This window comes from Streptomyces olivochromogenes, assembly GCF_001514115.1.
In the GTDB taxonomy this organism is placed as follows: Bacteria; Actinomycetota; Actinomycetes; order Streptomycetales; family Streptomycetaceae; genus Streptomyces; species Streptomyces olivochromogenes.
This window is the reverse complement of the sequence record NZ_KQ948461.1, coordinates 201,086-222,849: the sequence shown is the minus strand read 5'-3', so window position 1 is coordinate 222,849 and position 21,764 is coordinate 201,086. Positions and strand designations below refer to the sequence as shown.

At 70.9% G+C, this 21,764-nt stretch carries 22 protein-coding genes; 8 read left to right on the top strand and 14 right to left on the bottom strand.

Annotation, left to right across the window (positions count from 1 at the left end):
* Window positions 1–347: 347 nt before the first annotated feature.
* On the bottom strand, window positions 348–695 hold the full coding sequence (locus tag AQJ27_RS28560) for a PRC domain containing protein (RefSeq protein WP_054229476.1): 348 nt from the start codon (window positions 693–695) through the stop codon (window positions 348–350).
* Window positions 696–951: 256 nt separating this feature from the next.
* On the opposite strand from AQJ27_RS28560, the gene AQJ27_RS28555 reads away from it, so the two are divergent.
* Window positions 952–2,058 carry a PP2C family protein-serine/threonine phosphatase gene (locus AQJ27_RS28555; RefSeq protein ID WP_067374852.1) on the top strand — a complete coding sequence of 369 codons (1,107 nt, stop codon included), beginning with the start codon at window positions 952–954 and terminating at the stop codon, window positions 2,056–2,058.
* A 64-nt stretch (window positions 2,059–2,122) separates the two neighbouring features.
* On the opposite strand, the gene AQJ27_RS28550 is transcribed toward AQJ27_RS28555, so the two are convergent.
* Window positions 2,123–4,393, bottom strand: coding sequence for a M4 family metallopeptidase (locus AQJ27_RS28550; protein WP_067374850.1), 2,271 nt, complete (start codon window positions 4,391–4,393; stop codon window positions 2,123–2,125).
* 397 nt (window positions 4,394–4,790) lie between these two features.
* Here AQJ27_RS28550 and AQJ27_RS28545 point away from each other — a divergent pair, with 397 nt between their 5' ends.
* Entirely contained in the window at window positions 4,791–5,714 is a 924-nt protein-coding gene (locus tag AQJ27_RS28545; RefSeq protein WP_201264404.1) for an endonuclease/exonuclease/phosphatase family protein, read from the top strand.
* Between the two features lie 10 nt (window positions 5,715–5,724).
* Here AQJ27_RS28545 and AQJ27_RS52605 read toward each other — a convergent pair whose 3' ends face one another.
* Complete coding sequence (locus AQJ27_RS52605) at window positions 5,725–5,886, bottom strand: LuxR C-terminal-related transcriptional regulator (protein WP_235613725.1); 162 nt, start codon at window positions 5,884–5,886, stop codon at window positions 5,725–5,727.
* Here AQJ27_RS52605 and AQJ27_RS58885 point away from each other — a divergent pair.
* Window positions 5,815–6,027 carry a hypothetical protein gene (locus AQJ27_RS58885; protein ID WP_067374845.1) on the top strand — a complete coding sequence of 71 codons (213 nt, stop codon included), beginning with the start codon at window positions 5,815–5,817 and terminating at the stop codon, window positions 6,025–6,027. The genes AQJ27_RS52605 and AQJ27_RS58885 overlap by 72 nt on opposite strands.
* A 175-nt stretch (window positions 6,028–6,202) precedes the next feature.
* On the opposite strand, the gene AQJ27_RS28535 is transcribed toward AQJ27_RS58885, so the two are convergent.
* Window positions 6,203–7,645, bottom strand: a complete 1,443-nt coding sequence (locus AQJ27_RS28535) for a cytochrome P450 (protein WP_201264405.1) — start codon at window positions 7,643–7,645, stop codon at window positions 6,203–6,205.
* Window positions 7,646–7,785: 140 nt separating this feature from the next.
* Window positions 7,786–9,066, bottom strand: coding sequence for an MFS transporter (locus tag AQJ27_RS28530; protein WP_067374841.1), 1,281 nt, complete (start codon window positions 9,064–9,066; stop codon window positions 7,786–7,788).
* 695 nt (window positions 9,067–9,761) lie between these two features.
* Between AQJ27_RS28530 and AQJ27_RS28525 the strand changes: the two genes are divergently transcribed.
* Together AQJ27_RS28525 and AQJ27_RS28520 are read left to right on the top strand one after the other, a co-directional pair.
* Window positions 9,762–9,938, top strand: coding sequence for a CsbD family protein (locus AQJ27_RS28525; protein WP_079065332.1), 177 nt, complete (start codon window positions 9,762–9,764; stop codon window positions 9,936–9,938).
* Between the two features lie 346 nt (window positions 9,939–10,284).
* Window positions 10,285–10,653, top strand: coding sequence for a low affinity iron permease family protein (locus AQJ27_RS28520; RefSeq protein ID WP_067374838.1), 369 nt, complete (start codon window positions 10,285–10,287; stop codon window positions 10,651–10,653).
* A 33-nt stretch (window positions 10,654–10,686) separates the two neighbouring features.
* Here AQJ27_RS28520 and AQJ27_RS28515 read toward each other — a convergent pair whose 3' ends face one another.
* From AQJ27_RS28515 to AQJ27_RS61205, 3 genes are all read right to left on the bottom strand, one after another.
* Window positions 10,687–11,121 carry a hypothetical protein gene (locus tag AQJ27_RS28515; protein ID WP_079065315.1) on the bottom strand — a complete coding sequence of 145 codons (435 nt, stop codon included), beginning with the start codon at window positions 11,119–11,121 and terminating at the stop codon, window positions 10,687–10,689.
* A gap of 75 nt (window positions 11,122–11,196) precedes the next feature.
* Window positions 11,197–12,162 carry an LLM class F420-dependent oxidoreductase gene (locus AQJ27_RS28510; protein WP_067374836.1) on the bottom strand — a complete coding sequence of 322 codons (966 nt, stop codon included), beginning with the start codon at window positions 12,160–12,162 and terminating at the stop codon, window positions 11,197–11,199.
* A 144-nt stretch (window positions 12,163–12,306) separates the two neighbouring features.
* Window positions 12,307–12,495 (bottom strand): substrate-binding domain-containing protein, encoded by a 189-nt coding sequence (locus AQJ27_RS61205; protein WP_067374834.1) that lies wholly within the window; start codon window positions 12,493–12,495, stop codon window positions 12,307–12,309.
* 503 nt (window positions 12,496–12,998) lie between these two features.
* Between AQJ27_RS61205 and AQJ27_RS60205 the strand changes: the two genes are divergently transcribed.
* Window positions 12,999–13,211: a hypothetical protein gene (locus tag AQJ27_RS60205; protein ID WP_067374832.1), complete on the top strand. Its 213-nt coding sequence runs from the start codon at window positions 12,999–13,001 to the stop codon at window positions 13,209–13,211.
* 258 nt (window positions 13,212–13,469) lie between these two features.
* Window positions 13,470–14,909, top strand: a complete 1,440-nt coding sequence (gndA, locus tag AQJ27_RS28490; RefSeq protein WP_067374830.1) for an NADP-dependent phosphogluconate dehydrogenase — start codon at window positions 13,470–13,472, stop codon at window positions 14,907–14,909.
* A gap of 531 nt (window positions 14,910–15,440) precedes the next feature.
* Here gndA and AQJ27_RS28485 read toward each other — a convergent pair.
* The 5 genes from AQJ27_RS28485 to AQJ27_RS28465 form a co-directional block, all read right to left on the bottom strand.
* Window positions 15,441–16,484: an NAD(P)-dependent alcohol dehydrogenase gene (locus AQJ27_RS28485; protein WP_067374828.1), complete on the bottom strand. Its 1,044-nt coding sequence runs from the start codon at window positions 16,482–16,484 to the stop codon at window positions 15,441–15,443.
* Window positions 16,411–17,277 (bottom strand): DUF2255 family protein, encoded by an 867-nt coding sequence (locus AQJ27_RS57950; RefSeq protein WP_067374826.1) that lies wholly within the window; start codon window positions 17,275–17,277, stop codon window positions 16,411–16,413. Before AQJ27_RS57950 ends, AQJ27_RS28485 begins: the two co-directional genes overlap by 74 nt.
* A gap of 36 nt (window positions 17,278–17,313) precedes the next feature.
* The gene (locus AQJ27_RS28475) at window positions 17,314–18,348 is read right to left on the bottom strand and encodes a zinc-dependent alcohol dehydrogenase family protein (protein WP_067374825.1); all 1,035 of its coding nucleotides are present in this window, start codon (window positions 18,346–18,348) and stop codon (window positions 17,314–17,316) included.
* A gap of 146 nt (window positions 18,349–18,494) precedes the next feature.
* Window positions 18,495–18,872 carry a hypothetical protein gene (locus AQJ27_RS28470; protein ID WP_054229421.1) on the bottom strand — a complete coding sequence of 126 codons (378 nt, stop codon included), beginning with the start codon at window positions 18,870–18,872 and terminating at the stop codon, window positions 18,495–18,497.
* Window positions 18,872–19,111 (bottom strand): hypothetical protein, encoded by a 240-nt coding sequence (locus tag AQJ27_RS28465; protein WP_067374823.1) that lies wholly within the window; start codon window positions 19,109–19,111, stop codon window positions 18,872–18,874. Before AQJ27_RS28465 ends, AQJ27_RS28470 begins: the two co-directional genes overlap by 1 nt.
* Before the next feature lie 152 nt (window positions 19,112–19,263).
* Between AQJ27_RS28465 and AQJ27_RS28460 the strand changes: the two genes are divergently transcribed.
* A complete protein-coding gene (locus AQJ27_RS28460; protein ID WP_067374821.1) occupies window positions 19,264–19,884 on the top strand; it encodes an L-threonylcarbamoyladenylate synthase in 621 nt (206 codons plus the stop codon).
* A gap of 81 nt (window positions 19,885–19,965) precedes the next feature.
* Here AQJ27_RS28460 and AQJ27_RS28455 read toward each other — a convergent pair whose 3' ends face one another.
* The gene (locus AQJ27_RS28455) at window positions 19,966–21,747 is read right to left on the bottom strand and encodes a PucR family transcriptional regulator (RefSeq protein WP_079065314.1); all 1,782 of its coding nucleotides are present in this window, start codon (window positions 21,745–21,747) and stop codon (window positions 19,966–19,968) included.
* Window positions 21,748–21,764 lie beyond the last annotated feature (17 nt).

Sequence of the window (21,764 nt, the reverse complement as noted above, 5' to 3'; positions counted from 1 at the left end):
TGGTCGTCCGTCGCGGGCCGCCGCACGGAAGGGTCGCCACCGGCACCGTCCGGGTCACGCGAGTTGAGGGTGCGCTGCCTGCCCCGGACGACTTCGGTGTTGCCGGCCGCGGCGAGTTCCAGGCCGAGGCCGACCCACCGCCGAGCACACCGCGGACGCCGAGTCCCGCCCGGGTCAGGTCGCGGGCACGGGCGAGGCCGGCTCCGACCAGCAGCACATCCGGCCCACCACGGATGGCGACCGTGGGAACCCTCCTTCGATCCGCGGCTCCGTCGTCGCGGTGATGCCCGGTGCGGAAACGCCGGCACCGCCCCCGAAAGGGGGCAGCACCGGCGGACGGGGCGGATTCAGTGTCCGGACCCGTAGTGTCCGCCGAGCTGATCGCGGTAATGCGGGTCGCCGAGGTGCTTCTCCTTGTCGAACTCCGGTGCCGACTTGATTTCGTCCTTCGTCCGGGCGACGTGGACGGTCTTGTCCTCGTGGGTGATGGTGGTGATCGTCCCGGCGGGCAGCAGGACCTCCTTGCCGAAGATCCAGATGCCGGTGTCGACCACGATGTACTGGGAACCGACCTCGTCGGAGTGCTTGTCGACCTTCCCGATGTGCCCATCGGTCGCTTCCACCCGGTACCCGGTCAGATCCGAGTCGGGCGTGTGGCCGCTGGTCGGAGTGTAGGCCCACAGATTCTCGTACATGAAGAAATCCTCCAGCTATGTCACGGTGCGCTTGAGAACACCGGGTGTCCGTTCAGCGCGCGCCGACACTCTTTTTCCCGAAGAGAATTCCCAGAGAATTGCGATTTTCAACCAACACGGGAATTCTCCGCGCGTGACTCCGCGCGTTAGAAGGAAATCCTCGGCGTCCGGCGGCCCGCCCGGCCCACCGTGATGCGCCCGACGTGATGCGCCCGACCGCCGGAAGGAGGAGCGTGGTGGGGTAGGGAGGAGTGCTATGGGCACGGCCGACCACCGGCACAGCGGCCGGGAGAGCCAAGGCTGGCTGCGCGGAGCACCACCACCGCGCTGGGTGCGGGTGCTGCCGCCCGCCCTGCTGGTGGCGGTCTGCACCGCCGAACTCCTGAGTCGCTACCCCTTGGACATCGGCTTCCTGCTGGGCGCCATCCCGTCGCTGGCCGTGCTCTCCTACGGACCAGTGGCGACGGCCGTCTTCGGCGCCGTCGTCATCGTGTTCCTGTACGTACCGCCGCTCCAGCTCAACCATCCGGGCAACACCGACCTGCTGACCATCACGTTCGTCGCGATCCTGAGCGTCGCCATCTCCCTGGTGCGCAGTCGGCGCGACGCCCATCTGGTCACGGTGCGCACCGTCGCGGAGGCCGCCCAGCTCGCCGTGCTGCCGCCGCTTCCCGAACGCGTCGGCCCGGTGCGCTGCACGACGTTCTACCGGGCAGCGCAGCGCGAGACACTGGTGGGTGGCGACTTCTTCGACGTGCGCGCCGGCCCGTACGGTGTGCGGGCGGTGATGGGCGATGTGCAGGGGCACGGGCTGTCGGCCGTCTCGACCGTCGCCTCCCTCCTCGGGGCGTTCCGGGAGACCGTGCTCGACCAGGGCGACCTGAAGTCGGCCGCGGCCCGCCTCGATCGCCGGCTCGTCGTGGACTCGGCCCGAACCGCACACGCCGAACTGTTCGCGACCGCTCTGCTGCTGGAGTTCTCGGCCGACGCGGACGAGGTGCGTGTGACGTCCTGCGGACACCCGCATCCGTTTCTGCTGCGCGACGGCAAGGCCGTCGAGCTCGTTCTCGAACCAGGAGCCCCCCTCGGTCTCGGGTTCTTCGACATCTCTCCGCCGCAGATCTGCACCGTCCCGCTGGAGCGCGGCGACCGGCTGTTCCTCGGCTCCGACGGAGTGTCCGAGGCCCGGGACGCGACGGGCGCCTTCTATCCCCTGGCCGAGCGCCTGACCACGTTGGCCCAGGTGAGGTCGGCCGACCTCACCGACCGCCTCTGGGAGGACCTCCTCCGGTTCTGCACCGCCGTCCGTGACGACGTCACGATGCTGGTCCTCACACCCAGCGCCCGGGGCGAGCGGGGGTGAGGACGGTTCGCCCGCCCGGACCGCGCGGGGCGGGCCGGACGGGCGAGGTCGGCGGGCGGACAGGTCAGGGGGTGAGCTGCCACTGCTGGATGTAGCCGACGTCGATCGAGGCGGTGTCCTGGACCCTCAGTTTCCAGGTGCCGTTGACGGGTTGCGCGGAGGCGTCGACCGTGAAGGTCTGGTCGACGTTGTCGGCGCTGCCGCCGCTGTGGTTCAGGAGCGAGTACACGGTGCCGTCGGGGCCCACCAGGGAGACCGTCAGGTCACCACGGTAGGTGTGGATGATCTTGACGTAGACCTGGGTGGTGGCCGAGGCGTTGCCGGTCCGGCCGGTGACGGTGATGGGAGACTCGACCGCGGCTCCGGCGTCGGGGATGTCCACGCGCGTGCTGTTGGCGTAGATGTTCGCCACCCGCCAGGTGAAGCCCACCGAGACGGACGCTCCCGTACTGTCGGTGACCGTGACGGTCACGGGGCTGGTCCCGGTGGTGGTGGGAACTCCCGAGATCAGGCCGGTGTCGCTGATCGTCAGGCCGTCCGGCAGGCCGGTGGCCGCATAGGTCAGGCTCGCGCCGGAGTTGGTGGTGTAGGCGCTGGCCTGGAGGGAGACCTGCTGGCCGACGCCACTGGTCTGGTCGTCGATCGGCGCCACGTTGACACCCAGCGCGATCCGGTCGCCGACATGGATCCCGGCCCAGGCGGCGGCGACGGCGAGGTAGGTGTCGCTGTACGCGCCGAAGAGGTCGGCGGCGGCCTGGAGGGTCGCGGTGCGGGCTCCGGCGTAGTTGGTGCTGGAGGTCATGTAGGTGGTCAGGGCCCGGTACCAGATCCGCTGGGCGTTCTCGATGCCGATACCGGTCACGGGTACGCCGTCGTAGGTCGGGCTGTCGTACGAGACCCCGTTGACGGTCTTGGCACCGCTGCCCTCGGAGAGCAGGTAGAAGAAGTGGTTGGCCGGTCCGGAGGAGTAGTGGACGTCGAGGCCGCCCAGCGAGGAGTCCCAGTTGTCGCGGGACGCCCCGTCCTTGGAGGGCTTGTCCATGTACCGCAGCGGGGTGCCGTTGCCGTTGATGTCGATCTTCTCGCCGACCAGGTAGTCGGGGACGTCGGCGGACAGGTTGGCGTGGAACTCCACCGCGGCGGCGAAGATGTCCGAGGTCGCCTCGTTGAGGCCACCGGACTCACCCGAGTAGGTGAGGCCCGCGGTGGCGGCGGTCACGCCGTGGCTCATCTCGTGCGCGGCGACGTCCAGGGCGGTCAGCGGGTGCGTGTTGCTCGCACCGTCCCCGTACGTCATGCAGAAGCAACTGTCGGACCAGAAGGCGTTGACGTAGCCGTTGCCGTAGTGCGCCCGGCTGTAGGCGGCCACGCCGTCGTTGCGGATGCCGTTGCGGCCGAAGACGTCCTTGTAGTAGTCCCAGGTGGCCGCGGCTCCGAAGGCGACGTCCACGCCGGCCGTCTGCCGGTCGCTCTGGGTGCCGTCTCCCCAGACATCGTTGTCATCCGTGAAGAGGGTGCCGGTGCCCGAGGTGCCCTGGTTCAGGTCGTAGGTGCGGTGACCCGCGCGGTCGCCGTCCACCAGCTGGTACGTGGAGCCGGACGGTGTCGTGCTGAGCGGAACCGATCCGCTGTACTGGCCCGTGCCCGTGCCCGTGCGCACCGCCTGGAAGTCGAACAGGGTCTTGCCCGAGCCGGCGTCGGTGATGACATGGAGTTCGCTCGGAGTGCCGTCGTCCTGGGTACCGCCGACCACCGACTCCCAGGCCAGCACCGGCTCGGCGCCGGCGGCCCAGACGACGAGCCGGGGAGCGCCGTCGACCGCGGGACGCGTGGCGTCGGCCTTCTTCGCGACCGCGAGCGCCTTGTGGGCGGCGGTGGCGGACGTGACGCGGGCGGTGGTGGTCGGCACCTTGAGGTCGGCCTTGCTCGCCTCGGACACGGTGGACAGACCGTTCCTGACGTGTACGACGAGGTCGCCGCCGAGGACCGGCAGTCCGGCGTAGGTGCGCTCGTAGCGGGTGTGTGTGGTGCCGTCGGCGTCCTTCGAGACGTCCTTGACGATCAGCTTCTCCTTGGAGCCGAGGTCGAGGATCTTCGCGGTGTCGCCGACCGCGGCCGTGGCGCTCTTGAGCAGCGCGGCGTGCGCGGCGGGAGAGAGTTTCGCCGGGGCCGCGGCGGCCCGGGGGGTGGCGACGATCTTCGCGTGACCGCGGTCGCGGGGAGCCGCGGACGCGACGCCGGTGTGGAAACCGGCGGCGAGCAGCGTGCCGGCGGCGGTGAGCGCCAACGCCGCGGTGTATCTGCGTCGGTGCGAGGTGCGGTGGGGCGGGAGCAAGGACTTCTCCTTCTGGCGACGATCGGCCCGTGGTCGAGGCCGAGAGAGCGGGCCGGCAGGGTGTGGCCGGCTGGCAACGCGCTGGACAGGGAAGGGCGCTGCACGAGGTGACCCACGAGGGGTGTGTCGGAACTCAGCGGCGCGCGACAGGTGGGGGGTGTGAAGGAACGGTGAACGTTCAAGAGCAGACTGGCATCGCATGCACAGTTTTGTCATGGCGATGACAAAGCAAAGGCTGAAATTGGCTATTGCTTGCTGGATGTTCGCCCCGGCTCAGGGCGCTTTTCGGCCGGTGCCGGACGGTCCGGGTGGCGTGGGTGGCGTGGGTTCACGGATATGGAAAGCTGCTCACGCCGGTTACCGCGGACCGGACCGATACCGGGACACTGGCCTGACGATGAATCAGCAGAATCAGCGAAGTCAGCGGGATCAGGGAACGCGCCGTCGGCCGGTGCGGCTCGCGACGTTCAATGTGCTGCACGGCCGGCCGCTGCCGGACGGAGAGCCCCTCTCCCCTGCCGCGAACCCGGCCGAAGGACCGCTCGCCCGAGCCGTCCGGTCCCTGGACGCCGATGTCCTGGCGTTGCAGGAACTGGACCGCCTCCAGGAGCGATCGGGCGGAGCCGACCAGGCGTCGGTCGCCGCCGACGCGGCGGGGCTGAAGCACTGGCGCTACGCGAGCGCGATCCACGCCCGTTGCACAGCGGATCGTGGGTGGATCCGCGACCCGGCCGAACCGGGACTGCGGGTGTACGGCCCGCAGGACGTCGGCTCGGCCACGGATGTCCCCTCGCACGGGATCGCGTTGCTCTCCCGGTTTCCGGTACGGGACTGGCGGGCCCGGCGGTTGGCCCCGGCGCCCCTCTGTATGCCCCTGCGGATGGCCGGGCGGCCCGGGCTCACCTTGGTACGGGACCAGCCACGGGCCGCGCTGGCCGCCGTACTGGAGGGGCCGGGTGGTCCGTTCACGGCGGTGGCGGTGCACCTGTCGTTCGTACCGGGATGGAACATCGGACAGCTGCTCGCCGTCCGCGAGTGGATCGCCGACATGCCCTCACCCCATGTGCTGCTGGGCGACTTCAACCTGGTCGGCGCCGTGCCCGGGGTCGTACTGAACGCGCCCCGCAAGGCCCGCACTCCACCGTCGCCCCGCGGTTGGCGGGATCTGGCCCGCATCCCGACCTATCCCGCGCACCGTCCGATCGTGCAGTTCGACCATGTGCTCGCGAGCGGCGTCGACGTGGCAGCGGCGAGCGGAGTGCGCACCCCCGCGACGGGGATCTCCGACCATCGCCCGCTCGTGCTCGAACTGCCGCTGTGACCCCGCCCGTTCAGCCCGCCGTGCCGCATGCGGCGCGTGTCATGACGAGGTCCAGGGCCGAACGGGACGGTGTCCCGCTCCTGCGGTGGACGGCGGACGGATGCGTCTCGACCGTACGGCGGCTGAGGTGCAGCCGCGCCGCGACGGCCTGGTTGCTCAGTTCCTCCGCCACCAGCTCGGCGATCTCGAATTCACGGGTGGTCAGCTCGCCCAGGTCGTCGCGGACACCTCGGCGCTTCCCCCGGCGGGGCCCTGTCCGGAACGCTTCACCAAGGGCGTGGCGCGCACCAGGGAGTTCCGTGCAGCACGGTGAACCAGGGCTGCCCCAGGCCGTTGATCACGGCGTCGAGACGGGCCGGCGACGGGTTCTCCCAGCATCGTCCTCCGCCGCTTGCCACTCCTCGCCCGTCCGCGCGCGGGAGTCCGCGGCACCCCGGCGGGGTGGTGCGGGCGGTGCGGGCGGTGCGGGCGGTGCGGGCGGCGGAGGCTCAACGGCCCGTCCGGATCAGGCCCGTCAGGTAGCGCCAGAGCGACGAGCGGCGCTGGACGGCCTGGTCCGCCGCCGCCGTCCCGGACGCGTCGGGGGTGTCGGGGGTATCGGGGTCAGCGGGGGTTTCGGACTCCGGGCCCGCGGCGCGCTCCGGCCCTTCCGGCGCCAACGGGGCGACCGGCGAGGCGAGTTCGTACCGCACCGGCAGCGATCGCAGGCCGCGCATGAACGGGGAGGACCGCCAGGGCAGTTGGTCCACCGGGAGCGCGAGTTCCAGGTGGGAGAAGCGCTCGAACAAGCGGCTCACCCCCACCGCCGCGACCGTCGACGCCAGTTCGCGTGCCGGGCACTGGCGTCGGCCCGCGCCCCACGCGAGGTGCGCCCGGGTGCTGACGGCCGTGTTGGCCACCGCGTGGTCGGCGAAGACGGGATCGGCGTGCGCGGCGGCGGAGGACACCCAGACCGGATCGCCCTCGCGGATCGTGTAGTTGCCGAGGGGAGTGTCCTTGGCCGCGAACCTCGGTACGAAGTTCACCAGCGGCGGTTTGCGCATGACGACCCGGTTCATGCTCTCCCGGACCATCCCGGCGGACAGACTCGCCCGTGCGCTGCCCTCCCCCGCGATGACCTCGACCACGGTGTTCGAGATCAGGATGCCGACGTGGTCGGACGTCATGCCGAGCAGCATGAACAGCTCGCGGGCGAGCGCGTCGAGGGAGAGGTCGGGGTGGGCGGCCAGCAGGTAGGAGGGGAAGTCGTCGCCCGGCCGCGTCCGCTTGGCCTCCGCCAGCTCCACCAGGGTCTCCAGCAGGCGTTCCAGGGCGGGTTCCGCGTCCGGCCCCGCGTCGAGGACCCGCCACATGTCCATCAGCGCGTCGTCGCCCTGTGAGCCGGGGAAGCCGAGCAGATGACTGGCCACCATCAGCGGCAGCGGTCGCGCGAACTGCGCCGACAGGTCGGCCACGCCCGTGCCACCGCCCTGTCCCAACAGGGTGATCAGTTCGTCGGCATGGGCGGTGACGGCCGCTTTCAGCCGCTTGGTCTGCGGATGGCGCGGATCCTGGAAGGGCTTGAGCGCCGCGTCCCACGCCGTCCGCAGCGGCTGGTAGCCGGGACCGCCCTGGATCAGCACGTGGTTCACCTCCAGGGAGGGTCCGAGCGGCCAGTCGGCGGGAACCCTGCCCTCCGACCGGGCCCGCCAGTTCTCCAGCCCCTTGGGCCACGCGTCGTCGTCCTGGAGGACCTGAAGCGACTCGCGGTACCCCAGCACCAACCACGCCGGTACGCCCAGCAGATCGACCGGAGCGACCGGTCCGTGCCGCTGCCTCAGCCGCTCGTAGACGAGCGCGGGGCGCGTCTCGTAGTCCCGGGTCAGCAGCGGCTGCGCGGTCATCGCCTCCAACCGCGTGTCGTCCACGTCCGTGGTTCCGCCGTCCCCCATGTGGGATTCCACTGTTCGCAGCCCTTCGACGCTCCCCGCCACCGGTTCGTAGCACTTCAGCGGCTGCGAACCGGTGCCAGACCCTACCCCAGACCACACGAACGGGCCGCTGCGGGGCGCCCGTTGGTTCAGGCCGTGGTTCAAGCCGTGACCTGCGCTGGTTTGCCCGGAGTGCGCAGGACCGGGTCGGTGCGCAGCCGCAGGAAGGCGAGACCGAGGGCGACGGCCTGCAGCGCGGCGCACACCGCGATGACGTAGTCGAGGGCCCACGGCGAGGTGAGGGCGACGATGATGCCCGCGAGCGGGAAGGGCAGCAGCAGAAGCAGGATGGTCAGGGAGAGGGTGCTGCCGAAGACCGCGGCCGGGATGAGCAGGGAGCGCAGTGTGCGCAGGACGACGGTCAGGCCGCCGTCGCCCGCCATGAACAGCGCCATGAGGACGACGTACGCGGTGTACGTGGGCGCGTGGGCCAGGGCGAGACAGGCCGCCGACGCGACGGTGGAGCACACCACGCCGACTCCCCACAGGCCCAGCCGGTTGAGCGCGAAGCGGCAGACGGTGACCGTCAGGAGCGTGGAGGCCGCGGCTGCCGACCAGAGGGTGCCGACGGCCGCCGGGGACAGACCGAAGCGTTCGACGACGATGATCGGGCTGGCGGACTGGAGCAGTCCGAGCGCGAGGTTGGAGACGGTCAGGCCACCCACCAGCCAGCCGAGCGCGGGCAGCGAACGCAGCGTCCGCCAGCCCGTCTTGAGGCCCGCTCCCCGCTGTGTGGTGCCGGGCTGGGAACCGCGAAGGGGGGTCGGCGGGGTCTGCAGGGCGAGGGCCGCCGCCAGGCACGACAGCACGCTCAGAACGGCGAGCATGTGGGTCGGCCCCGCCAGCAGCAGGACGCCGCCGAGCGCGGGTCCGGTGAGCGTCGCCGTCTGGTCGATGCCGATCAGGACGGCCTGAACCTTGTGTGCCTGGGTGTCCGCACGGCGGCTCACGATCGCGCCCACGGCTTCGTTGGCGATGAAGCTGAACTGCGTCAGGGTGCCCGTCGCGGCGGCGAGCGCCATCACGACGAGAGTCTGCGCCGTCCCCCGTTCCAGCATCATCAGCGCGATACTCCCGCCGGCCACGAGGACCCCGCGCGCCGAGGAGGCGAGGAAGAACACGATGGCGGCCCCGCGCCGGTCCACCAGGTCACCGGCGAGGCCGAAGGCCGCCACCCGCGGTATCCATTCCAGCGCGAAGGCCAGTCCGGTCAGCGAGGCGGATTCGGTCGTGGCCAGTACCAGGAGCGGCATGGCGTACGTCGACATGGAGAAGGCGAGTGCGTCGAAGGCCCGCGGTGCGTAGACCCGGCGGAGCAGGCTGCCGGGCGGTACGGCGGCATGCCGACCGGCCGGTCGGCCCTCGTACAGTTGAATGGTCACGGAGTATGGGGGGCTTTCACTCAGCTGTGATGGGGAACGCCCGGCGGGCTCGAAGGACCCTCAGGCGGGCAGATGGACGACATTCATCGAGCCGGAGAGCCACCCGCCGTCCACGGCGTGACGCCCCGGCGGCGGTCCGTTCGACACCGACGGCACCTACGGGGTGGTGCGGACCGCCTCGCCACCGGAACCGGTGGAGACCTCGCCACCAGGACCGGTGGAGAGAGCACTGCTCGTCCATGCCATGACGCGATGTCGGGTCACACGAACTCCGCTCGGAACGAGGGCGAGTCGGGAAACGGGCATGCGGAATGAATCGACACGACCGAGACCGGGGAAGGGCATCGACGCAGACCTTGTTTAGGCATCAACATCTGTGCAGCCACAAGGTAGCCGAAACTTTCGGATCACCCGAAAACGTAATCAGCCAAAGTCACCGACCTGCGACTGAATATGACATCAGCAACAGCCGGGCCGTGCAAGAGGTGCGCCGGATCCCGCCAGACCGTCGTACGGAACGGACGCGTCGGTCCGTGGGATCCGGGGCGTCAGGAGGGGGACGCCCGGGTCCGTGTTCGTGACCCGAACGGTGAAATCGCGTATGCCGGTTTGCGGTGTCCACCTCCTGGCCACACGGTGAAGAAAGGCATGTCGCCGCATCCCACTCGTCGGCGGCCTCGAGGAAAGCGACTGTGATGATGAAGGGCAATGCCAGAACGAAGCAGCTCAGGGGCAAGATGAGGGAGACCCTCGGCAAGGCCCTGGGCGACAAGTCCATGCAGAGGGCGGGCCGCGGCGAACAGCTGCGCGGCAAGGCCCAGGAGATGACCGAAAGGGCCGCGGGCCAGATCCGCCAGCGGACCAAGCACTGAGGACCAGGGCCCGGGCGTCCCGGCTACGGTCGTCGACGCCCCGCGCAGGGTCTTCAGCGCCTCGGGGCGCGGTCCTCGGCGTCGCCCCTCGGCGGATGTGGCGGTGCCGCTCGGTCCGCTCTCGGTGACGAATCGTGTTCCGGCCCGCCGGGTCCGTCGCGGTGGTCGGCGCCCTGCGGGGTCAGTGCCCCGGGATCGATGCCGGTGACGGCCCCTTCATCCCGGTGGCGTGCGCGACCACGCCACCGAGGAAGGTTCGCGACGCGCCGCAAGCTCCGCCCGGGTCGGGCCGGAACGCCGGAACCCGGGTCGGGCCGGAACCCCGCAACGGAGGGCGCGCAGGACCATGACTCTTCAGCATCCCGCCGACCGCGGCGGCGCCGGACGCGGCAGGTTCGAACGATTCGCGGAGTCGGTGTCGACGGTGACCAGTTCACCGGCCTTCTTCGTCTTCTGTGTCGTGCTGGTTTCCTTCACTGTCGCCGTGCACATCGCCGGAATCGCGACGGAGTGGCTCCTGCTCGCCGGGGACTCCATGACGGCGGTGACGCTGCTGCTCCTCGCACTGCTCAAGAATTCGGAACTACGGGCCGAGCGAGCGATTCAGCGCAAGCTGGACGCCATCGCCGCCGCTCTGCTCGAAGCGCAGGAAGGTGAACCGGGAGAGGCGCACGAGAACCTCAGGGACGTGATCCGGATGGAGGACGAGATCTGAGGGTCCGAGGGGCGGCTCGTTCCCCGGGTGGGCCTACGCGTGCGTCAGCCGGAGCCGTAGGTCGATCTCCTGGTCGCCGGAGGCGGACCCGGACACCTGGACGCCGAAGGCGGACGTGAGGGTCTGCCGCAGCCGGTCGACCGCCACGGGACCGCCTTGGAGCTCCACGGTGACGGAACCGTTCAGGGAGAGGTCGGACGGGAGCGTGGCGTCACGCGCGTCCCGGCCGACGAGGAAGGCTCCGGTCCAGGTGTCGGACCGCGCGGTGCTGTCGTGCCGTGGCATGTCGTCACCGCTCTCCTCGGCGAAGCGTGTACCCAGGACGCGCAACACGGTGTCCGCGTCCGCGACGGAGCAGGCGTCCAGGACGACCTGCACCAGCTCGGGGGAAGAGGTCGGCCGATCTGCCGGGTCGGGGGATGACGAGGTGTTGTGCGCGGTGTCGGGGTGGTGCGCCGTGCTGTTCATGGTGTCCTCTCACGTCTCCTGGTCGGGCCCGGCACCGGCGGAGCGGAGCCGAACCGTGTGCGGGTCGCGTTGTCGTCAGAGTTCGCGCAGGGCGGGCAGCAGCGTCTTCTCGGCCCAGGCGATGAACGGGAGTTGCTGGTCGCCGCCCACCTGCACCAGGGCGACCTCGGTGAAGCCCGCCTCCACGTAGAGCCGGACCGCCTCCATGAAGGTGTCGACGTCGTCGCCGCACGGGATGGCTCCCGCGGTGTCCTCCGGGGTGACGTACCGGGTGGCGCCGTCGAAGCCCGAGGGACCCGGCAGTTCGGCGTTGACGGGCCAGCCGCCGAGGGCCCAGCGGAACTGTCCGTGCGCGCGGGCCACCGCGGCCTCCCGGTCCGGGTCATAGCAGACGGGCAGCTGCCCGACGCGCGGTTTGCCCCGGCCGCCACTTCGGTCGAAGGCCTCGATGAGTTCCGGCTCGGGCTCGGTGGCGATGACGAGGTCCGCGAGCCGGCCGGCCAGGGAACAGGACCGCTTGCCGGATACGGCCACCCCGATCGGGGGCGGTTCGTCCGGCAGGTCCCACAGCCGGGCGTTCGCCACCTCGAAGTGTGTGCCCCGGTGGTGCACGTCGCCGCCCCCGAAGAGCTCGCGGATGATCTCCACGGCCTCTTCGAGCATCTCAAGACGGATCTGCGGGGAGGGCCAACCACCGCCCACCACATGCTCGTTGAGGTTCTCGCCCGAGCCGAGCCCGAGCCGGAACCGTCCCTCCGAGAGCAGTTGCAGGGTCGCCGCCTTCTGCGCGACGACGGCAGGGTGATAGCGGGTCGTCGGGCAGGTCACGTACGTCATGAGCGGTATCCGCGCCGTCGCCTGGGCGGCGGCGCCGAGCACGCTCCACGCGTACGGGGCGTGCCCCTGCGACTCCAGCCAGGGGAAGTAGTGATCGGACGTGACGGAGAAGTCGAAACCGGCCCGCTCCGCCTCGACCACGTGTTCTACAAGGTCGCGGGGGCCGGCCTGCTCGGTCATCATCGTGTAGCCGATTTGCACCATATCCTCCGCATTACCCGTAGCCATGGTCCGAAACCTCCGAGCGCTGCCGCAGGTGGTGAGCCGGCGCCGACCGGAGGGGGCGCCGACTCACCGACGCCGAGCTCTCCCACGTCACGGAGGTCCGGCCCTCCGGGGCAGGCCGGGTCAGGCCGAGTCGCGGACGAGCACCCGTCCCGGGGACCGGGTGATGCCGCCCGTGTCGAGGCCGAGGGCGGTGCGCGCGGCCTGTCGTCCGTGGGCTTCGGCGTCGATGTGGACGGTGGTGAGTGCGGGGGTGATCAGGGCGCCGTACTCGGTGTCGTCGAAGCCGATCACGGCGATGTCGTCGGGCACGGTGAGACCGAGGTCGCAGGGCGGTCAGGGTGCGCAGGGCGACGTCGTCGTCGAAGGCCGCGACGGCCGTCACCGACTCGTGCGCCGCGCGAAACGCCTCAACGGCCGCGGTACCGGCCGTTCTTGGCCTCGGCACCACGAAGGGAGTGATCGCCGGCAGTCCCAGCACGTCCGCCGTCTCACGGACGAAGCGCATGCGCACCTCGGTCAGCGGCGAGTCGCTGTCCGGCAGCGCCATGGCGAGGTCCGTGTGGCCGCGCTCGGCGAGGTAGCGGATCTGCAGGGCCGCATGCCCGGCGAAGCCGCTCTTCCAGTCCTCGGCGTCGGGCTCGTGGCCGCCCAGATAGGCCTCGGCGAACCGGAGCACGGCACGCGGAGTGATCGTGTCGAGGACCTGCTGCGTCGAGTGCGGCGCGCAATGGCCGTGCCGGACGAGGAGCACATGGTCGTGCGCGGCGAGTTCGTCGTCGAGGCCCCGGATGTAACTTCGCGAGTAGTCGTCCGTGGAGGGCGTCACCATCGAGGGCGCCCACGCCGTCGTGGTCGCCACCGGGGTGCCTGGGCTCGTCGGCCCCGAGCACATCGAGCCGGGGGCGACGGTCATCGACGTCGGCATCCACAGGACCGGCCCCGGGCTCACCGCGACGTCCGCGCGAGCGAGGTGGACGGCGTCGCCGGCCGACTCGCTCCCGTACCGGGCGGCGCAGGACCGATGACGATCGCCCCGCCGATGGTGAACACGCTGCGAGCCTCGTCGCCGACGCCGTCGCCGACACGTCGAGGAGTTGACCGCCCGCGGGATCTGGACGCCGTGCGCGTCGCGGCCGAGTGGAGCGCGTCGCGACGACGTCCTCCGGGAACCTGATCAAGATTGGCCGCCGCGACATCGAGAAGACCGGGCCGTCGGCCCGTACCCATGGTCATGGGGTCGCCCCGCCCCTGACATGGCCGACATTCGAAGAACAGGCAGCCTCATGAACGCATCCGCTTCCATCGGCGTCACCGGCCTCGGAGTGATGGGCCGCAACCTGGCCCGTAACTTCGCCCGGAACGGTTACACCGTCGCCGTCCACAACCGCTCCGCCGGCCGCACCCGCGCGCTGGTGGACGAGTTCGGCCACGAGGGCTCCTTCGTCCCGGCCGAGACGGCCGAGGAGTTCGTGGCCGCGCTCGCCCGCCCCCGCCGCCTCATGATCATGGTGCAGGCGGGCGCGGCCACCGACGCCGTCATCGACGAGTTCGCCCCGCTCCTCGAGAACGGCGACATGATCATCGACGGCGGCAACGCCCACTTCGCCGACACCCGCCGCCGCGAGGCCGCGCTGCGCGAACGCGGCCTGCACTTCGTCGGCGCGGGCATCTCCGGCGGCGAGGAGGGCGCCCTCAACGGGCCGAGCATCATGCCCGGCGGCTCGGCGGAGTCGTACGCCGTCCTCGGCCCGATGTTCGAGAGCATCAGCGCCAAGGTCGACGGCGAACCCTGCGCCACCCACATCGGCACCGACGGCGCCGGACACTTCGTCAAGATGGTCCACAACGGCATCGAATACGCCGACATGCAGCTCATCGCCGAGGCCTACGACCTGCTGCGCCAGGTCGCCGGGTACAGCCCCGCCGAGATCGCCGACGTCTTCCGCACCTGGAACGAGGGCCGCCTCGGCTCCTATCTGGTCGAGATCACCGCCGAGGTCCTCGCCCACACCGACCCGCACACCGGTGGCGCGTTCGTCGACATCGTCGACGACGCCGCCGGGCAGAAGGGCACTGGTCGCTGGACCGTGCAGACCGCCCTCGACCTGGCCTCCCCGGTCACCGCCATCGCCCAGGCCACCTTCGCCCGCGCCGCCTCCGGCCAGAGCGACCTGCGCGCCGCCTACCGAGGGCTGCCCGGCGGCACGACTCCCCCGCTCAGTCGCACCGAGGCCGCACGCTTCACCGCCCAGGTCGAACACGCCCTGTACGCCTCGAAGGTCATCGCCTACGACCAGGGCTGGAAGATGATCCTGGACGCCGCCGCCGAGTACGGCTGGAAGATCGACCTCGGCTCGGTCGCCCGGATCTGGCGCGGCGGCTGCATCATCCGCGCCTCCTTCCTCGACCGTATCCGCGCCGCCTACGCCACCGACCCCGACCTCGTCAGCCTGCTCGCCGAGGACGGTTTCGCCCAGGAGATCAGCGACGCCCAGGTGCCCTGGCGGGAGATCGTCGCCTCCGCCGCCCGGCGTGGCATCCCCGTCCCCGCGTTCTCCGCCGCGCTGTCGCACTACGACACCCTGCGCGCCGACCGCCTGCCCGCCGCCCTCCTCCAGGGGCAGCGCGACTACTTCGGCGCCCACACCTACCGGCGCACCGACCGTGAGGGCTCCTTCCACACCCACTGGTCGCAGCCCGACCGCCCCGAAACCACCGCCTGACAGGGACTCGGGCCGCGCGGGTCACTTCCGTGGGGCGGGCGGCCCACCCATCGGGTTCCTGCCACGCCTGGGTGTGTTCACGGGTGTGGCAGGGCCCCCACGCGGCTGCCGCCCAGGTCACGGGACTGCCACGCTGGATCACATGGCACGTGAGCGGCACAGCGGCGGCACAGGGGGCAACGGCGGTACGGCACTGGGCGCTTCCTGCGCGCCCGGCGGGTCCGGGGATCCCGGCGGCTCGGCGACGTCACCTTCGGCTACCGGTCCATGACGCTGAAGGGCACCGACGGCCACCGCCTGGTCGCGTGGCACGCCCCGCCCGGCACCCCGGAGTACGACGCGATGCTCCTGCTCGACACGGCCGGGGAGGCGGGAGAGCAGCCCGCGCGCCGGGCGGCCCGCGGCCGGCTAGCCGCCCCTTTCTTCACGTGCCCCTCGGGTGGCCTCGGCACGGGCGGCAGGCACCCCGTACGAGCGTTCGGGGGCGCGCCTCGTACGGGGTGGTCTCGGGCGGACGGTGCCGCGGCGGGGTCAGGCCAGGGTCGCGGTGTCGATCACGAAGCGGTAGCGCACGTCCGAGGCCAGGACACGCTCGTACGCCTCGTTGATCTTCTCGGCGGGGATGATCTCGATCTCGGCGCCGATGCGGTGCTCGGCGCAGAAGTCGAGCATCTCCTGCGTCTCGCGGATGCCGCCGATCAGCGAGCCCGCGTACACGCGGCCCTGCATGATCAGCGAGAACACGTTCAGCGACAGCGGCTCCGCGGGAGCGCCGACGTTGACCATCGTGCCGCCCACGGCGAGCAGGCCGAGGAAGGTGTCGAGGTCGAGCTTGGCGCTGACCGTGTTGAGGATGACGTCGAAGGTGCCGGCGAGCTGCTCGAAGGTGGCCGGGTCGCTGGTGGCGTAGTAGTGGTCGGCGCCCAGCCGCAGGCCGTCGTCCATCTTCTTCAGCGACTGCGACAGGACGGTGACCTCGGCGCCCATCGCGTGTGCGATCTTGACGGCCATGTGGCCGAGTCCGCCGAGGCCGACGACGGCGACCTTCTTGCCGGGGCCCGCACCCCAGCGGCGCAGCGGGGAGTACGTGGTGATGCCCGCGCACAGCAGCGGGGCGGCCTCGTCGAGGCCGAGGCCCTCGGGGACGGTGACGACGAAGTCGTCGTCGACCACGACGTGGGTGGAGTAGCCGCCCTGGGTCAGGGTGCCGTCGGCGTCGATCGAGCCGTAGGTGAGGGTGCTGCCCTTGAGGCAGTACTGCTCCTCGCCCCGCAGGCAGGGCACGCACTCGCGACAGGAGTTGACCATGCAGCCGACGCCGACCCGGTCACCCACGGCGTGCCGGGTGACCTCGGAACCGACCTGGGTGACGATGCCGGCGATCTCGTGGCCGGGGACCAGGGGGTAGGTCGCCGGGCCCCACTCGCTGCGGACGTTGTGGATGTCGGAGTGGCAGATGCCGCAGTACTTGATGTCGATGAGGACGTCGTGCGGACCGACGTCACGGCGCTCGACGGTGGTCGGCGCGAGCGGTTCGGTCGCCGACGTGGCGGCGTATGCGGGGACGGTAAGCACCGGTTCTCCAGTGGGGGGTGAAGGTGATGGGGTCGTCGGCAGCCGGACGGCTGCCGAAGTCTGACTGGGCGTCCGCTCCGCCGCGTGGCACCAGCCGCATCGTCGCGGAGCCCGCCACGGGGCTACTGATGCGGGCGATGGTGTTCGCGGAGCAGCGGACGTACTTGGTGCGGTAGGCGGCGTCGACCTCGCTGTCGATCTCGCCGTCGGCGTCCGTCAGGGTGACGTCCTTCTCGACGCCGTCGGCCTCGAAGCGGCGCTCGCGGCGGGCCCGGGTGCCGCGGAACCAGTCGGCGCCCGGGCCGTGGGACGTGGTCATGGCCTGGCCTCCTTCATGGGTGTGGTCACTGGGTGTGGTCACTTCTGCCGGACGCTTCAGCGTGAGAGCGGCCGCGGCCACCACGAGCAGCAGGACGGTCGAGATCGTGAGGCCTACGCGCATGCCGTGCAGGAAGTCGGTGGTGATCAGGGCGCCGTAGACCGCCACGGCCAGGGCGCCGCCCAGCTGCCGGAAGGTGTTGAGCACGCCGCTCGCGGTGCCCGCCCGCTCGGCCGGGACGTTGTCCAGCAGCACAGCCGTCCGCCCGTGGCCACGACCGCGGCGAGGTGAGCGCGCGATCCTCGTGAACAGCGGCAGCGCGGCGAACATCAGCGTGTAGCCGTCCATGACCCGCTGCAGGCCCGTGACGCCACCGCCGAGGTCGTCCTGGATCGAGGGCGGCGCGACGTTGACGACCAGCGCGTCGAGGGTGGTCACGAAGAAGCCGAGGCCGGCCGCCGCCAGCGCCGGCACGGGACTTGGGATCGGGCCGGGCGGTCGGCGCCGTGATCAGGGCTGGACGAGCACCTTCAGTGCTTCCCGGGCCGCCATCGCGCGATAGCCGTCGGGTACTTCGTCGACGCTCACCGTGCGGTCGAAGACGCGCCCGGGTTCGATCTTCCCCTCGAGGACGTCGGGGAGCAGTTCCTCGATGTAGGCGCGGGCCGGAGCCACTCCGCCGGTGACGGTGATGTTGTTCATGAACACGTCGAAGCCCAGCGGCGCCTGGTCGTACTGCGGAGCGCCCACCCGGCTGATCGTGCCGCCCGCGCGCACCACGCCCAGTGCCATCTCGAAGGCGGGCAGCGTACCGACGCACTCCAGCACCGTGTGCGTACCGTCGCCGCCGGTCAGCTCGCGCACACGCGCGACACCTTCCTCACCGCGTTCGGCGACGATGTCGGTGGCGCCGAAGTCGCGGCCGAGGTCGGTGCGGACCTTGTGCCGCCCCATCAGGATGATCCGCTCGGCGCCGAGCCGTTTGGCGGACAGCACCGCCGACAGCCCGACCGCTCCGTCTCCGACCACGGTCACGGTCGTCCGGGGAGTGACGCCCGCCGTCACCGCGCAGTGGTGGCCGGTGCAGAACACGTCCGACAGGGTCAGCAGCGACGGCAGCAGGGCGGAGTCCTCGCCGACGGGCAGCTTCACCAGCGTGCCCTGGGCATGCGGTACCCGCACCGCCTCTCCCTGGCCGCCGTCCACCCCGTCCGTGGCCCAGAAACCCCCGTGCCGGCACGAGGTCTGCAGGCCCTCGCGGCAGAAGTCGCAGGTGTTGTCCGAATAGACGAAGGGGGCCACCACCAGGTCTCCGGTCTTCAGTCCGGACACCTCCGCGCCGACGTCCTCGACGACACCCAGGAACTCGTGGCCGATGCGGTCGCCCTGCTCGGTGGGCGGACGCGACCCGTACGGCCACAGGTCGCTGCCGCAGATGCACGACCGCACCACGCGTACGACCGCGTCCGTGGGCCGCTGGATCTTCGGGTCGGGAACCTCCTCCACCCGCACGTCACCGGCACCGTAAATCAGAGTTGCTCGCATGATTCTTTCCGATCGAGTCGTCCTGTACTTGAAGGGACATTCCGGCCGTTCAAGAAGTATGGGTCTCGATATCGGGGCGCGCATTCTCGCGCCTGCCTGCGATGACGACTCCGGGGTGCAGCGGTGGATCCGGTGGACCGACGTCCTCAGACCTTCCAGGAGCGCAACTGGTCGGCGACGGCGGGGACGCCGACGCGGGTGTCGCGGATCTTGCGGACAAGGTCCGACAGGGCTCCGTACGGCGGGTCGATGCCCTCGCCCGACTGGTCCATGTACTGGGCGGCGACGAACGCGGCGAACAAGCTGTTGCGGTGCGGCAGCGGCTCCAGGCGCACGATGGTGTGCATCAGCGCGGCGGCGCGCCAGGCCGCGTCAGGGTCGGCCGCGGCGAGCGTGGGCAGCTTGGTCTTGTGCCGGGCGACGGCCGCGACGAGCGCGGAGTAGTCCGACACGGACATGTCCTCGCGGGCGAGGGCGGCCTCCTGGACGTCGAGCAGCCAGGCGACATCGATGGTCAAGTGCATCAGGCGGCCGCGGATCCGTCCCGGCGCTCGGCGGGCGGCACCTCGTCGGGGAACGCGTCGTCGAACTCGCCGCGCAGCCGGTCGGCCCAGGCGGTGGCGCCCGCGACGAACTGCCTGCGCTGCATCTCCCGGACACCGAGGTCGTGCAGATACTGCTTGAGGCTCTTGCCGTCGGCCGCGGCGGCCGCGCGCACTCCCTCCAGCTCCTCTTCCGTGAAGGTCACGTTCAGTGATGGCATACTCGGATGGTACCTGGTTGGTACCTGGGGCGCGAGATCTCACGCCCTGCCGCCAGCACCGAGCCGGGAGCGGTGCCGGTGTCCCACTGGCTGAACGAGCGGCCGTGGGGCGAATCATCAGGTCCTCGACGTCGCCGATCTAAGCTCGGCGCATGGCCAAGTACTTCGACGTGCACCCCGAGAACCCCCAGCAGCGCACTCTCAGCCAGGTGGCGGACATCATCCGCGGCGGAGGGCTCGTCGCCTATCCGACCGACTCCTGCTTCGCCCTCGGAGCTCAGCTCGGCAACCGGGACGGACTCGACCGGATCCGTTCGATCCGCCGGCTGGACGACCGGCACCACTTCACCCTGATGTGCCAGGACTTCGCACAGCTGGCCCACTTCGTACGCCTGGACAACGCGGTGTTCCGCGCGATCAAGGCCTCGACTCCGGGTAGTTACACCTTCATCCTCCCGGCGACGAAGGAGGCACCGCGCAGGCTGCTGCACCCGAAGAAGAAGACGGTCGGCGTCCGGATTCCCGACCATGTCGTCGCCCGGGCGCTCCTCGCCGAGCTCGGCGAGCCCCTGCTGTCGAGCACCCTGCTCCTCCCGGACGAGGAGAAGCCGCTGACCCAGGGCTGGGAGATCAAGGAGGAACTCGACCACGTGGTGGACGCTGTCCTCGACTCCGGCGACTGCGGCGTCGAGCCGACGACCGTCATCGACTTCTCGCAGGGCGAGCCCGAGATCGTACGACGAGGAGCGGGCGATCCCTCCCGGTTCGAGTGACGGGCGATCCCTCCCGGTTCGAGTGACGGGCGGCCCCTCCCGGTTCGAGTGATGCGCGGGTGAGCGGGGCGAGCCGGGCGGTCAGAAGGCGGGGCCGCTGACCTTCCAGATCCGGGTGGCGACCTGGAGGTTGAAACGGCTGTCCACCTCGTCGAGCCGACGGCCGCTGACCTCCCTGATGCGCTGCAAACGGTAGCGGAGCGTGCTGCGGTGCACGGCGAGGGCCTGCGCCGTCTCGTCGTAGTTGCCGCCGTGGTCGAAGTACCGGGTGAGGGTGTGCACCAGGTCGGTGCCGTGGGCGTCGTCGTAGTCGAGGAGCGCGCCGAGCCATTCGCGGACGAAGTCGGTGACGTCCCCCGCGTCCTTGTCCCGGGCCAGGATGCGGTAGAGGCCGAGTTCCTCGCAGGTCGTGGTGCCGTCCGCGGGGTGGGACTGGCGGCGTACGGCCAGCGCGCGGACGGCCTGGTCGAAGGAGCGCGGGATGTCCGCCACCGCCTCGCACAGGCTGCCGATGCCCACCGCGCCGTGCGGGGAGCCCACTTCGTCGGCGAGGGCCTTGTACAGACCCGAGTCGCGCGGCTCGCCGCGGACCACGAGCACCGCCATGTCCCCTCGTCGGGCCAGCAGCGACCGCAGGCCCCGTCCCTGCGCGGCCCGTCCCACCGCTCCCAGGAAGCGGTCGTCGGCGGCCGTTCCCCGCCACTGTGCGACCGTGACGTGGTGCGGTCCACGCAGGTCGTGACCGACGGCCTCGGCCCTGGCATAGGCGCCGCCGGCGTCGGCGCCGGTGAGCAGGTCGTCCACAAGTTCCCGGCGCAGGCGCAGTTCGGCCTCCGCCAGGCTGCGGCGGTGGGCCAGTTCCAGGGACAGTGCCGTGCACGCGTGTTCGAGGGCAAACATTTCGGCCGCGCCCGCCGTGCCGTCGGGGTCGATCAGTTCGATGCTGCCGAGGGGCTCACCGTGGTGGCGGGCCAGTCCGATGAGACGTCCCTCGTGACGGATCGGACCGAGCTCGCGCATCGCGTCGTGCATGAGTTGCTCGCGCTGGAGCGGATCGGGCTTGGTGTCGGCCTCGGGCGGGACCGGGCCCGCGCGGGCGAGGAGGTTTCCGAAGCGGTCCTCGACACGGGCGGCGAGGCCGGTCAACTCGTACACGGCGGCGGCGATGCCGTGCTCCCCCTCGTCGGTGAGGGAGGTCCGGGCGAGGACGTCGTGCACGGTGCGCTGCTCCTCCAGCTCCGCCACCAGCGCGGTGAGTCGTTCGTTGACCGCGTCCCGCTCCTCGATCGCCCGGAACAGCTGTCGGGCGTACTCGCGGTCGCGGCGGCGGGCTTCGGCGTTGTAGAGCGCGGCGCCGGTCGAATGAGCAAGGGCGTAGACGAGGAACCGGTCCTCGTCGGGAGGCGGATTCCCGGCGCTGACCAGCAGGTAGCCGAGCAGCCCGCCGGAGCTGCGCAGGCCCACGGCCCAGCCCCAGCCGCCCTCCCGGAAGTGGACGGCGCCGTCCTTCCCCTTCAGCGCGGTCAGCTGTTCGACCGGGTGGGTCGGATCGCGCGGTGCCCGGCCGTCAAGGGCCCGTGTGCTCGGCGTGGCCTCGAGCTCGAAGCGGCCGTCCCTGAGCATGTAGCAGCCCTCGGGCCGGCAGTCGAGGAGGCGTGGCACCTCGTCCATGGCCAACTGGAGGATCTCGTCCGCCGGACGGCCGTCGAGCATGGTCACGGCCAGTACGAACACGTCGTACAGGCTCGCCGACTGCTTGCGTCCCCAGCCGGTCAGGGCGGTGGTCGGCGCCCGGCTGCCGAGGCCGCGTGGTGCGATGCTGCGGTGCGCCGCACCGGTCGCGTCGTCGGCCGTGCCAGACATGCCGTAATACTAGCTTT